The sequence below is a fragment of the Shewanella sp. MR-4 genome, from assembly GCF_000014685.1.
In the GTDB taxonomy this organism is placed as follows: Bacteria; Pseudomonadota; Gammaproteobacteria; order Enterobacterales; family Shewanellaceae; genus Shewanella.
In genome coordinates, this window is record NC_008321.1 from 4262109 (window position 1) to 4275985 (window position 13877).

Here is a 13877-nt window from a genome sequence, read left to right on the forward strand (position 1 = left end):
ATACCCACTATTTATCCTCAAACTTATCCACAAAAAAGACAAAAGCTGTTAATTTTAGTGCAGCGGCACACGTTAGGATTTATAGCCGAGGGTTTTATGGTCGGTGAAGAGTTAAAGCACTTATAAAGCAGCAGGTATGAAAAAGGCGACTATTACAGTCGCCTTTTAAAAAATGACTTCGCGTATTGAATTAGCTTAGCTTGCCGTGACACTGCTTATACTTACGGCCTGAGCCACAAGGACAAGGATCGTTACGACCCACTTTATCGCCATCGCGGATCATTGGCGTGTGAGCCATCATCTCGTCGCTACCATCATCCCCACCTACTAAGGCTTCGGCAGCTGCGTGCTGATAGTCGCGTTGGATCTTGGCATCTTCTTCACGACGACGAGCTTCCATCTCTTCTACGTCTGACTGTGCTTGTACTTGTACCTTAGATAGCACACTAATGACGTCATGCTTTAAGGTCGACAGTAATTGCTGGAACAGCTCGAAAGACTCGCGCTTATATTCTTGCTTTGGATTCTTCTGCGCGTAACCACGTAAGTGGATACCTTGGCGTAAGTGATCCATTGCCGCTAAGTGTTCTTTCCATAGACCATCGAGGGTTTGTAGCATCACGGCTTTTTCAAACTGGCGCAGTACTGGTGCACCGACCATTTCTTCTTTTGCTTTATACGCATCAGACCAAGAAGTGATGATACGCTCACGCAATGTTTCTTCGTGTAAGTCGTCTTCTTTATCTAGCCATTCTTGGATTGGCAGTTTTAGCATAAATTCTTGCTGTAAACGTTGCTCTAATCCTGGCACATCCCATAACTCTTCCACTGATTGAGGTGGAATGTATTGATCGATCACCGCACTGATCACATCGTCTTGGATGTTCTTGATGGTGTCTTCGATACTTTCGGCATCCATCAACTCGTTACGCTGTGCGTAAACCACTTGACGTTGGTCGTTTGCGACGTCGTCAAATTCGAGCAGTTGCTTACGAATATCAAAGTTACGCGCTTCCACTTTACGCTGAGCATTTTCAATCGCACGGGAAACCCATGGATGCTCGATTGCTTCGCCTTCTTCCATGCCCAGTTTCTTCATCATGCCAGAGACACGATCCGAGGCGAAGATGCGCATTAAGCTATCTTCCATAGAAAGGTAGAAACGTGAAGAACCCGCGTCACCTTGACGACCCGCACGACCACGTAGCTGGTTATCGATACGGCGAGATTCGTGGCGCTCAGTACCTAAGATGTGTAAACCACCAGCGGCGACCACGGCATCGTGGCGCTCTTGCCAGTCAGCCTTGATTTTAGCTTTTTGCTCTGCTGTTGGATTCTCGAGGGCTTCGATTTCCATATTCCAGTTGCCACCTAACACGATGTCGGTACCACGACCCGCCATGTTAGTCGCAATCGTCACGGCGCCAGTACGACCCGCTTGAGCAACAATTTCGGCTTCTTTTTCGTGGAACTTAGCGTTAAGCACTTGGTGTGGGATCTTCTCCTTCACCATCAAACGCGCTAACAGTTCAGACTGTTCGATGGAAACCGTACCCACCAATACTGGCTGGCCACGTTCACGGCAGTCTTTAATGTCTTTAATAATTGCTTGGTATTTTTCATTGGCTGTGAGGTAAACCAGATCGGCCATATCCTTACGAACCATTGGACGGTTCGTAGGCACAACCACAGTATCTAAACCATAGATGTGTTGGAACTCGAACGCCTCGGTATCGGCTGTACCTGTCATACCCGCTAACTTCTCATATAAACGGAAGTAGTTTTGGAAGGTAATCGATGCCAGCGTTTGGTTTTCGTTTTGGATACGCACGCCTTCTTTGGCTTCAACGGCTTGGTGTAAGCCTTCTGACCAACGACGACCAGGCATAGTACGACCAGTGTGTTCGTCTACGATGATCACTTCGCCATCTTGAACGATATAGTCGACATCGCGTTCAAACAGAGTATGAGCACGCAGCGCAGCGTTCACATGGTGCAGCAGAGAAATGTTCGCCGCAGAGTAGAGAGAGTCGCCTTCGGCTAACATGCCGCGCTCAATCAATAGGTTCTCAACCTTCTCTTGGCCACGCTCGGTGAAGTGCACTTGTTTGGCTTTTTCATCGATGCTGTAATCACCCTCACCCACGTACTCTTCAGAGTCTTCTTTATCTTGACGGATAAGATTCGGGATAAGCGTGTTGATCTTGATGTATAGCTCAGAGCTATCTTCCGCGGCACCAGAGATAATCAATGGCGTACGGGCTTCATCGATAAGGATTGAGTCGACTTCGTCGATCAGTGCATAGTGCAATGGACGTTGAACACGCTCTTGTGGCGAGAACGCCATGTTGTCGCGCAGATAGTCGAAACCAAATTCGTTGTTGGTACCGTAGGTAATATCGGCGTTGTAGGCGTCTTTTTTCGCTTGCTGGCCCAAACCTGCAACGTTAATGCCGACAGTTAAGCCTAAGAATTCGAACAGTGGGCGGTTATTTTCCGCGTCACGACGGGCTAAGTAATCGTTGACGGTAATAACGTGAACGCCTTTGCCAGTTAAGGCATTTAAATAGGCTGGCAGAGTTGCGGTTAAGGTTTTACCTTCACCGGTACGCATTTCAGCGATGCGGTTACTGTCGAGCACCATACCACCGAGTAACTGCACGTCGAAGTGACGCATCTCGAACACTCGCTTCGATGCTTCACGCACGGTCGCGAAGGCTTCCGCCATAATGCTCTCTAACGAAGCTCCGGCCGCTAAACGCTCGCGGAACTCGGCGGTTTTCGCCTTAAGCTGTTCATCGGTTAATTTTTCATAATCGGCTTCAAGCGCATTAATCTTATTAACTACTTTTTGTAACCCTTTGAGGGTACGGTCGTTGCGACTACCAAATACTTTTGTCAGTAATTTACCAAACATCTGAATCACTTATTTTCTGTAGGCCAAGTCCATGATGGAAACTAGAAGCCAATGTTTCAATTAACCTGCCTTGCGGTAGACAAACTTCTGTGGATCTATCTGCTGTCCGCCACGCAACACTTCATAATGCACATGAGCCCCTGTTGAGCGCCCAGTGCTTCCCATACTGGCGATGGTTTCGCCTTTAGCGACCACATCACCTACAGCTACTGACAAAGCTTTATTATGACCATAGCGTGTACGTAAACCGTTACCATGGTCGATTTCGACCAATTCGCCATAGCCAAACATATTCCCAGCCCAAGTCACCACGCCTGCAGCAGTCGCGACAACTTTAGCCCCTTCTCGACCGGTAAAATCGATCCCTTTATGCATGGTTCGACGACCGTTAAAAGGGTCATTACGTAATCCGTAGGGCGACGATAACCAACCTTTATCGAGTGGGAGCCCTGATACATGACGTTCAGCATCTATATGGTGGTTAGATGACACTGTTTCAAGTAGTGATAGTTGAACATTATTGTTGTCAATTCGTGACGCCAGTTTATCCATATCATCGATAAGCTGACCAAGTTCGATATTCGAGCCTAATTCGCTCAAGCCACCCACACCCACTTCAGAGGAGAAATCAAAGTCTTCATCCAATTTATTTTGTTTAGCGACTTGTTGACCTAAAGCCTCGAGACGGGTGATTTTAGCTTGCATGCGCGCGACATGGGTCGCAAGCATGGCTAGCTGTGACTCTGTTGCACTCTTTAGTTCTAAGACTTGCTTCTTTTGTTGTTCGCGTTGGATCCGATCGTTATCGACACTGGCTTGCTGATTTTCAAATTTAGCAGAGTTGTGTTGATAAATACCGGCACCAGTAGCCAACAATAGCATGGGAAGGAGCAACCAGCGTTTACTGGGTTGCCAGCGCGTGACGCCATTCCGACCTTGAATAAATACTGTTACACTCATAGCCTAATTCAGCCATCTTATTATCATATGAAAAAGCCCCCTCAGGATCTCAGCCAATTACTACATCTGTCAGGCACATTGCCCGATATAGCTGAGAAAGCGGAACTACTTTTATATCTGGATCAGCATGTGAAGCAGATTGTCGCAGGTCCTGTTGCGGAGCAGCTGAAAGTCGCTAATTTCCGCCAGGGTGTTCTTGTGGTTGAAACCACTTCGGCAGCATGGGCCGCACGAATTAATTTCCAAAAGCCGAAACTACTAGCGCAGCTTCAAGCAGGAAACGCTCCCAATCCTTACCGCAATTGAAGTTAAAGTCAACCCGAGATTAGCATTGTATGACGCAAAGCCGAAACAGGCGCACAAGCAACTCAGTCCAGCTGCGGCAGAACATATTGCTGCGCTTGCAGAAAATGTGAGCGGGACACTAGGCGAAAAACTAAAACGGCTGGCCACATTGGCCAGCCGTAATAAGTAAAGATCAAGCGCTATTAAGCGTAAACCGCGCCACCTGGCACAGTAAAGCTGACGGGAACATCGGCTTCTTTCTCAAAGCTCACCAGCTCCCATGCATCCTGCTGCGCCAATAAGGCTCGCACTAATTGGTTATTCAGTGCATGACCCGTTTTATAGGCAGTAAACTCACCAAGAATGGCGTGTCCTGCCACGTAGAGATCACCAAACGCATCTAAAATTTTGTGCTTAACGAACTCATCCTCATAACGCAGGCCGTCGGGGTTGAGGACGCGATATTCATCAAGTACAACCGCGTTTTCCATGCTGCCACCTAATGCTAGGTTGTTCGCACGCAGATACTCAATATCACGCATAAAACCAAAAGTACGGGCACGGCTAATGTCTTTAACAAAAGCAGAAGTAGAGAAGTCCATCACCACGTGCTGCTGACTACGAGCAATTTCAGGGTGAGCAAAGTCAATTTTGAAGTTGACTCTAAAGCCTTTGAATGGCTTCAGCTCGGCCCACTTATCACCGTCTTCAACACGCACAGGGCGTTTAATCTTTAAGTACTTCTTAGGCGCAGCCTGCTCTTTAATACCTGCAGACTGAAGTAAGAAGACAAATGGGCTCGCACTGCCATCCATAATTGGGATTTCAGGCGCGTCCACTTCGATTACGGCGTTATCAATGCCTAAACCCGCTAAGGCTGCAAACAGATGCTCAATAGTCGAAATACGAATACCTTCGTCATTGACAAGTGCCGTGCACATAGTGGTTTCGCGAACTTGTTCCGCCTTTGCAGGAATAGCAACGGCAGGATTCATGTCGGTACGCACGAGTACGATCCCTGTATTGACTGGTGCGGGCATAATGCTCAAGGTGACCTTGTTCCCAGAGTGCAAACCGACTCCAGTAGCCTTCACCATTTTTTGAACAGTTCGTTGAAATATCATTCAGTTACCCGTTTAGATTTCAATAATTAAGCCTAATATTTGCACACACAGCGGCAGCAAAACGACCACATAGGTTCGACATGGTAACATAAGTTGACCATGTCATACAAATGTAGTCATTGGATGGTATTGCCTCGCTAAGCAAGACACCACCCAAAACGCTGGACTCAAATACCTGTTTTAGTCAGCTTGCTTACGTAAAAACGCTGGGATATCCAAGTAATCCAATTCATGCTTTGTTGAAGGTGCTGGCGCAGGAGCCGGTGCTGGCGATGCAGGTAACACGTTACCCTTTGGCGCCGCATAGCTCACATGAGTTGCTTCTTCGACATAGGCTTCTACTTTTGGTTCCACAACAACTGGCTCTGGACGTGGTGCTGGTTTAGAAACCAGTTGAATATCAGGACGCTTTTCAGCACCGATACCAGTAGCAACCACGGTAACACGCAGCTCGTCGCTCATTTCTGGGTCGATCACCGCACCCACAACCACGGTCGCGTTGTCAGAAGCGTAAGCTTTAACATGGTTACCGACGGTTTCGAATTCTTCGATGCTCATGTCCATACCAGCGGTAATGTTAACTAACACACCACGGGCACCGGCTAAGTCGATGTCTTCTAACAATGGGCTGGCAACTGCCGCTTCGGCCGCTTCTTCCGCACGGTCTTCACCACGCGCAACACCGGTACCCATCATGGCATTACCCATTTCGGACATAACGGTTTTCACGTCCGCAAAGTCGACGTTAATCAGACCAGGACGAGTGATAAGCTCGGCAATACCTTGTACTGCACCGAGTAACACGTTATTCGCTGCGGCAAACGCATCGAGTAATGACGTACCACGGCCCAATACTTTTAATAATTTTTCGTTAGGGATAGTGATTAACGAATCCACGTGCTTAGCAAGCTCAGCGATACCTTGCTCGGCATAAGCCATACGTTTCTTGCCTTCGAAAGGGAAAGGCTTAGTCACGACGGCAACCGTTAAGATGCCTTCTTCGCGAGCGATTTGAGCAACGACTGGCGCAGCACCTGTACCAGTACCACCGCCCATACCGGCTGCGATAAAGATCATGTCTGAGCCTTTGATCGCTGCACGAATGTTTTCGCGGTCTTCTTCAGCCGCAGCACGACCCACTTCAGGGTTGGCGCCAGCGCCAAGACCTTTAGTGACATCGCGACCTAATTGAATCGTTGAGCCAGCGCCTGATTTACGTAGCGCCTGTGCGTCTGTGTTGGTAACGACAAACTCAACACCTTCAATGTTGTGTTTGACCATATGTTCGACAGCGTTACCGCCGCCGCCGCCAACGCCGATGACTTTAATCACCGCGTCGTCTGAGTGAGTGTCCATGATCTCAAACATTGTCTGATCTCCGTGTTGCCTGCGTTATTAAAATTCACCCTTAAACCAGCTTTGGACCCGATTCCAAGCACTGGTAACCCCTTGACGCTCAGGACGCTCGAATTGACGCTCAAGCACCCGTCTTGCACCATAATGGAGCAATCCAACCCCTGTGGAGTAAATAGACTGATCCACGTATTCGTATAACCCTTTAACTGGCAATGGTGAGGCGACGCGTACCGGCATCCCAAAGGTTGCCTCCGCAATGTCCACCACGCCTTGAATCGACGCCGTACCGCCTGTTAGCACGATACCTGCGGCGATTTGATCTTCTAAACCACTGTCTTTCAGCTCCTTGAGCACTAGCTCAAACAGCTCTTGATATCTCGGCTCAACCACTTCGGCCAAAGTGTGGCGCGACATGCTGCGCGATGGGCGACCACCAACCGAAGGCACTTCGATACTGTCTTCGCGGCTCACCATGGAGCTGCGCGCACAGGCGAACTGCACTTTAATTTGTTCAGCATGTGACGAGGGTGTGCGGAAAATCTTCGCGATATCGTTGGTCACTTGGTTACCCGCAACGGGCACAACCGCGCAATGACGCAGTGCACCATTGGTGTACACGGCGATATCCGTCGTGCCACCGCCGATATCGACGATACACACACCTAAGTCTTTTTCATCGAAGGTTAATACCGCATCCGCCGACGCAATGCCGGAGAACACTAAGTCATCAACCTTCAAGCCACAGCGTTCAACACTCTTAGTGATGTTCTTCGCCATATCATTGGCGCAGGTCACTATGTGTACCTTGGCTTCCATCCGCATACCTGACATGCCGATAGGGCTGCGAATACCGTCTTGTACGTCAATCGCATATTCCTGTGGTAACACATGCAGAATGCGACGTTCGGTCGGGATCTTCACCGAGCGAGCGGTATGGATCACGTTGTCGACGTCTTCCTGCGTCACTTCCTCATCGTTAATCGACACCATGCCATTTTCGTTTTGGCAGGCGATATGTTTACCGGAAATGCTCAGGTAAACCGATGATACTTGGCAGTCTGCCATTAATTCCGCTTGATCGAGCGCGCGTTGCACACTGCGCACGATGGAGTCTAAATCGTTAACGCCACCCTTATCCATGCCCCTTGAAGGGTGGTTACCAAGGCCGACTATGCTGATTTCGCCATCGGGCAGAACTTCGCCTATGATCACTGCGACTTTAGAGGTTCCTATGTCCAATCCGACGATCAGATTTCTATCTTGGTTTTTGGTCATTAATTATCGGCTCTCTTGTTTGTGCATCGCCCCAGCCTACGGCCAACCCAGTGTCGTAGCGCAAATCCACTCTGGCAATTGGTTTATCTTGTTTCGCCAGTAACGGATAAACAGTGATAAACCTTTGTATCCTTGCCATTTTATCTTCTCGACCTAGGTCTAAAACAATACCGTTACCCAGTGTCGCGTGCCACGCATGACGTGGCGTCAAACTCAAATTGGCCAAGGTAAAGCCATTAATCTTCAGTAGCGAGTTAACCTGCGCGTAGGCGGTTAACACTTCGGTCCCCATATCATCTGGCCCAGATAAATAAGGCAGATGCTCTAGCTCAGGATGTGATGGCGCTTCAAACACCTCACCATGCACATTGAGCCAAGCGGTACCATTCCAATGGGCGACCGGTTGTTGCTCCTGTAAATACACCCTGAGTTTCGCTGGCCATTCACGCCTCACTGACGCGCGATACACCCAAGGTAAGGCTTCTAATGCCTGTTGCACTAAGGTGATATCTGCGCTGAAAAAACTCCGCTGCATTAAATCCTGTAGTGCAATTTGTATATCTCTATCTGTGGTGTAAGTCCGTTCACCTTTGATGGCCACCGCCTCAATGGGCAGCGTGCTGGCATCACTTAAAAATTTATGCAGTTGGTAGCCACCAAAGACAAAGCTACTTATCACTAACCATAAAAAACCAATTCCGCTCCACAGGTACCAATTAACCTGTGACATCCTCGCCCACCAGTGTCGCCTCTTATCACTCCAAGACACGTTTGTTTCCACCTTTCAACGACACTACTAAAAACCACAGAAAATCGGCCATTATATAGAGCTAAAGCCTCGGGTCAAAATTTCCTTTAAACCCGAGTTGTCACGCAATATATCAAGGTTTTACCTCGGTTGTCGCAGCAGTGCTAAAGCCCAATTCAGAGGCGGCTAACTGGCGCGACAGGGCGCCTATATTACCCGCACCTTGGGTCAACAATAAATCCCCCTCCTGCAACACATCGGGTAGCACTTCGGCTAACTGATCTGGGCTGGCGATAAAGATGGGATCTAACTGTCCGCGCAAACGAATCGAGCGGCACAGTGCGCGGCCATCGGCACCGGGGATCGGCGCTTCACCCGCGCTATACACCTCGAGTAACAGCAAGCAATCCACTTGAGATAACACTTCAATAAAGTCTTCGTACAAGTCACGGGTACGAGTGTATCTGTGTGGCTGATAGGCCATCACTAAGCGTTTGTCAGGCCAGCCAGCACGCGCCGCTTTAATGGTCGCCGCCACTTCGCTGGGGTGATGACCATAGTCGTCCACTAACATCACTTCGCCCTTTGGCGTCGCGAACTTACCTAAGTGTTGGAAACGACGGCCAATACCCTGGAATTCAGCCAAGGCTTGAATGATGGCGCTATCATCGATTTCATCTTCTGTCGCCACGGCAATCGCCGCGAGCGCATTTAATACATTGTGCTGACCAGGCAGGTTAAGCAGCAGATCTAAGTCTTCCTTGCCTTTACGTCTGACGGTAAAGCGGCATTGGTGACCCTGCTGCTGGAAATTCAGCGCCTGCACGTCGGCATCATCACTGAAGCCATAGGTGATCATGTGGCGACCAATACGCGGCATAATCTCGCGCACGACAGCATCGTCGATACACACCACAGCTACGCCATAGAATGGCAGGTTATGTAAAAAGTCCACGAAGGTCGATTTGAGCTTTTCAAAATCCCCACCGTAGGTATCCATGTGGTCTGCTTCGATATTCGTCACCACGCTCACCATAGGTTGCAGGTGCAGGAAGCTGGCATCACTCTCGTCGGCTTCGGCAATCAGATAACGACTCGTTCCTAAGCGGGCGTTAGTGCCTGCGCTGTTGAGCAAGCCACCGATCACAAAGGTCGGATCGCGACCCGCTTGACCATACAAACTGGCAATCAAACTGGTGGTCGTGGTTTTACCGTGAGTTCCCGCAATCGCCACACCATGGCGATAACGCATCAACTCGGCCAACATCTCGGCGCGGCGCACGATGGGAATACGCAATTCCTTAGCTGCAATAATCTCTGGGTTCTCAGGATTAATCGCGGTCGAGACCACAACCACATCGGCTTGCTGCACGTTATCGGCGCCATGGCCGATATGAATTTTCGCGCCCAGCAGACAGAGTCTGTCGGTCACGGCATTTTGCGCGATGTCAGAACCACTGACGACATAACCTTCGTTTACTAATACTTCAGCGATCCCGCCCATGCCCGCGCCGCCAATGCCGACGAAATGAATACGCTTAATCCGGCGCATTTCTGGGATCATACTTCTTAGCTGTAAGTATCTTTCTGTCTTAGTCATACCTATCCTTTCTCGGCGAGAGCGATACACACTTGGGCCACCTGCTCGGTCGCATCCAACACGGCAACCTCTCTCGCTCTTTGGCCCATTTGGGCTAATTCTGCTCTGTCATTGGCGAGTAACTGTAGTTTACTCACCAGCTTATTCACGTCCAAGATGGCCTGCGGCAATAGGAAAGCGGCGCCAGCCTCAACCAATACTTGGGCGTTACGGGTCTGATGATCATCCACAGCATGGGGATAAGGCACCAGAATACTCGGTAGTCCCACCGCCGCTAACTCGGATACCGTCAGCGCGCCGGCACGGCACAATACCACATCCGCCCAGCGATAGGCGGCTTCCATGTCATCAATAAATTCGGCAACGTTAACGCCGCCATCCTGTCCTTGCTGTTGATAAGCCGACTTAACGCCCGTCAGATTATCCTTACCCACTTGATGCCAAACCGTAATCGACTGCTGCTTACTCAGCGCGGCTACCACTTCTGGCATTAAGTCGTTAAAGACTTTGGCGCCTAAACTGCCGCCCACCACTAAGACTTTTAAGGCATCATCTGCGGCTTGCTTAGGTTCGGCACCTAAAGCAATGAGCTCGCGACGGATGGGATTACCCACCACCTTGGCCTTTACCTGAGTGAAGGTATTTTTAAAGGCGCACAGTACTTGATTAGCAATTCGCGAGAGTAACTTGTTGGTCATTCCCGGAATGGCATTTTGCTCATGCAGCACTAAGGGCACGCCCGCCAATTTGGCCGCCACACCGCCCGGGCCACTGGCGAATCCGCCCATGCCCAGCACCACATCGGGCTTGAACTCGGCAATAACGGCCTTGGCTTGCAGAATCGAGCGCACCACTTTAAAAGGCGCCGCCAATTTACGTACTAAACCATTGCCACGCACGCCCTTGATGTCGATAAAATCGATATCGAAGCCATACTGAGGCACTAAGCGCGCCTCCATACGGTCGGCGGTGCCTAACCAACGTACTTGCCAACCTTGCTGCGCTAAATATTTTGCCACCGCGAGCGCCGGGAACACATGTCCGCCCGTGCCGCCTGCCATGACTAAAATACGTTTACCCGCGTCGGTCATTACTTCAATCTCCCTTGCACGGCCTGAACTAAACTCATGCGCCGCTCATAATCGATGCGCAGCAATGTCATTGCCGCCGCCGTCATGACCCATAGACTACTACCGCCGTAACTCACAAAGGGCAGTGTTAACCCTTTAGTTGGTAACATACCAATGCTTGCGCCCACATTAACGACGGTCTGGAAACAGATCCAAATTCCAATGGCATAGGCCAGATAACCTTCGAAGGCTTTGTCCATCACTAAACATAAGTTACCAAGGCGAATGGCCCTCAATGCCACAAACAGCAGCACGGATAACACAGCGATAATGCCGATAAAACCTAACTCTTCACCGATCACGGCAAAGATAAAGTCGGTATGTGCCTCAGGGAGGTACTCCAACTTTTGAATACTGTTACCTAGGCCCTGACCAAACCAATCACCCCGACCATAGGCCATCAGCGATTGCGTTAACTGATAACCACTGCCGAACGGATCCTGCCAAGGATCTAAAAACGAGGTTACCCGACGCATACGGTAAGGCTCGAGCAATACCAGCGCCACGAAGGCTAAGATGCCGGCAAAGATCAGCGCGAAGAAGTCGAGCAGACGCGCCCCCGCGAGGAACAACAGCCCCACGGTGCCAACGAATAACACCACCACGGTACCTAAGTCGGGCTGCATCAAAATCAAAATCGCGTAGATCGCAAATACCGCAATCGGCTTATAGAAGCCCTTAGCATTTTCACGCACTTCCTGATGCCGACGCACCAGATAGCCCGCCATATACACAGAAAACGCAAACTTAGCGACCTCGGCCACCTGAATACGGATGGGACCTATGGATAACCAACGGGTCGCACCGTTGACTGTGGTTCCGACAACCAGCACCGCCAGCAACATCAAAAACACACCTAGCAACATGATGGGGCTCATCCGCTGCCAAGTTTGCATCTCGACCCTCAGCACAAAAGCGGCAATCACTAAACATCCCAACAGATAGCCCACATGGCGGGTCATAAAGTGGAAGGGATTACCCGTCAGCGTTTGCGCCTCAGGCATAGAGGCCGACATGACCATGACAAAACCAAAGCCAATCAAAGACAGCACGGCCGTGAGCAAAGCCCGGTCGTACAATTGCACGCCCGGCACCTCGTTATCACGTTGCCAGTTAGGCAGTGCGTTCAGCACTCGCCCTAACAGGCTGAGCTGTCTTGCATCACTCGCCATCGAGTTGCTCCACTTGGCTTCTAAAATCATCCCCACGAGCCATAAAGTTGCTGTACATATCAAGGCTCGCACAGGCTGGCGATAGGAGTACGATATCGCCCGAGGTGGCTAACTCGGCGGCCTTAGCCACCGCAGCAGCCATAGAGTCCACCTTAATGGCCCCTTCCTTCAATGCGGCTATCTTATTGCCATCGCGACCTAAGGTGATGAGGTGTGTCACTTTCGTTAACGGCTCGACCAATGGACTGAAATCCGCGCCCTTACCATCACCACCAGCAATCAAAATAATGTCACCTAAGTGGTCGCTTAACCCATCGAGCGCCGCGACGGTAGCGCCAACATTGGTCGCCTTCGAATCGTTCACATAGGTCACGCCCGCTTTTACACCGACCACTTCACAGCGATGAGAAAGACCAGTAAAGGTACGAGCCACTTTAGCCATGACTTGCTTATCTACGCCCACGGCATACACCAGCGCCATGGCAGCGAGTAAGTTGGCATGGTTATGACTACCAATCAGCGATACTTCGGTGATCGGCATAATTTCACTGTGACCGTGGTAAATCTTGCTATCACAAATGCCCCACTCGTCGCCCTCTGGCGGCGCTAAACCAAAGCTGTTTTGGTTCATCGGCTCTGTCGGGATAGTCAGCGCATCATCACGGTTAAAGATGATGGAGCGGCTTTGATGGTACAGACGCAGCTTGGCCTTGCGATAGGCATCCATATCGCTGTATCTGTCCATATGATCTTCGGTCACGTTCAAACAGGTCGACGCCACGCAGTTTAAGCTGTGGGTGGTTTCGAGCTGGAAGCTCGACAGCTCAAGCACAAAAATATCGGCATTTTCCGTCAGCAGATCGAGCGCCGGAATACCAATATTGCCGCCCACGGCCACCGCCATGCCGGCTTCACGCAGCATTTCACCCACTAAGGTGGTAACGGTCGACTTGCCATTTGAGCCAGTAATCCCAATCACACAAGGTTTACGGTCGGCAATCTCACGGGCAAATAGCTCCACATCGCCAATGACTTCAATCCCCATATCCAGTGCAGCGCGAACCTCAGGCGTATCAATCGCAATGCCTGGGCTGATAATGATTTGCTTTGCTTGCACTAAGTAACGGCAATCGAATCCGCCGGCAATCAGCTGCACCTCAGGGAATGCGCTGGCAAGGGTATCCGCACCAGGAGGTTGGCGACGACTATCCATCACCAAGGGTGTGATCCCTTTTCCACACAAATAGCGCACTACCGAGAGCCCGGTGGCACCCAAACCTAACACTATGTGTGAATACTGACTTTGCATG

Annotated in this window: 10 protein-coding genes and 1 pseudogene; 1 reads left to right on the top strand and 10 read right to left on the bottom strand. The window is 50.2% G+C overall.

What is annotated here, in order from left to right; all coding sequences use genetic code 11:
- Window positions 1-190 precede the first annotated feature (190 nt).
- Together secA and SHEWMR4_RS18630 are read right to left on the bottom strand one after the other, a co-directional pair.
- Window positions 191-2917 (bottom strand): preprotein translocase subunit SecA, encoded by a 2727-nt coding sequence (secA, locus tag SHEWMR4_RS18625; protein WP_011624291.1) that lies wholly within the window; start codon window positions 2915-2917, stop codon window positions 191-193.
- 60 nt (window positions 2918-2977) lie between these two features.
- Window positions 2978-3877, bottom strand: coding sequence for a M23 family metallopeptidase (locus SHEWMR4_RS18630; RefSeq protein WP_011624292.1), 900 nt, complete (start codon window positions 3875-3877; stop codon window positions 2978-2980).
- 27 nt (window positions 3878-3904) lie between these two features.
- On the opposite strand from SHEWMR4_RS18630, the pseudogene SHEWMR4_RS18635 reads away from it, so the two are divergent.
- Window positions 3905-4352: pseudogene (locus SHEWMR4_RS18635) on the top strand (DUF721 domain-containing protein).
- Between the two features lie 13 nt (window positions 4353-4365).
- Here SHEWMR4_RS18635 and lpxC read toward each other — a convergent pair.
- The 8 genes from lpxC to murD all read right to left on the bottom strand — a co-directional run bounded on the left by lpxC (window position 4366) and on the right by murD (window position 13876).
- Window positions 4366-5286, bottom strand: a complete 921-nt coding sequence (gene lpxC / locus SHEWMR4_RS18640; RefSeq protein WP_011624293.1) for a UDP-3-O-acyl-N-acetylglucosamine deacetylase — start codon at window positions 5284-5286, stop codon at window positions 4366-4368.
- A gap of 180 nt (window positions 5287-5466) precedes the next feature.
- On the bottom strand, window positions 5467-6654 hold the full coding sequence (gene ftsZ, locus SHEWMR4_RS18645; protein WP_011624294.1) for a cell division protein FtsZ: 1188 nt from the start codon (window positions 6652-6654) through the stop codon (window positions 5467-5469).
- Between the two features lie 27 nt (window positions 6655-6681).
- Complete coding sequence (gene ftsA / locus SHEWMR4_RS18650) at window positions 6682-7917, bottom strand: cell division protein FtsA (protein ID WP_011073897.1); 1236 nt, start codon at window positions 7915-7917, stop codon at window positions 6682-6684.
- The gene (locus tag SHEWMR4_RS18655) at window positions 7898-8647 is read right to left on the bottom strand and encodes a cell division protein FtsQ/DivIB (RefSeq protein WP_011624295.1); all 750 of its coding nucleotides are present in this window, start codon (window positions 8645-8647) and stop codon (window positions 7898-7900) included. Before SHEWMR4_RS18655 ends, ftsA begins: the two co-directional genes overlap by 20 nt.
- 151 nt (window positions 8648-8798) lie before the next feature.
- Entirely contained in the window at window positions 8799-10265 is a 1467-nt protein-coding gene (murC, locus tag SHEWMR4_RS18660) for a UDP-N-acetylmuramate--L-alanine ligase (RefSeq protein ID WP_011624296.1), read from the bottom strand.
- Between the two features lie 2 nt (window positions 10266-10267).
- A complete protein-coding gene (gene murG / locus SHEWMR4_RS18665; protein WP_011624297.1) occupies window positions 10268-11356 on the bottom strand; it encodes an undecaprenyldiphospho-muramoylpentapeptide beta-N-acetylglucosaminyltransferase in 1089 nt (362 codons plus the stop codon).
- Window positions 11356-12567, bottom strand: a complete 1212-nt coding sequence (gene ftsW, locus SHEWMR4_RS18670; RefSeq protein WP_011624298.1) for a cell division protein FtsW — start codon at window positions 12565-12567, stop codon at window positions 11356-11358. Before ftsW ends, murG begins: the two co-directional genes overlap by 1 nt.
- Window positions 12557-13876: a UDP-N-acetylmuramoyl-L-alanine--D-glutamate ligase gene (gene murD, locus SHEWMR4_RS18675; RefSeq protein WP_011624299.1), complete on the bottom strand. Its 1320-nt coding sequence runs from the start codon at window positions 13874-13876 to the stop codon at window positions 12557-12559. The genes ftsW and murD overlap by 11 nt, the downstream gene beginning before the upstream one ends.
- Window position 13877 lies beyond the last annotated feature (1 nt).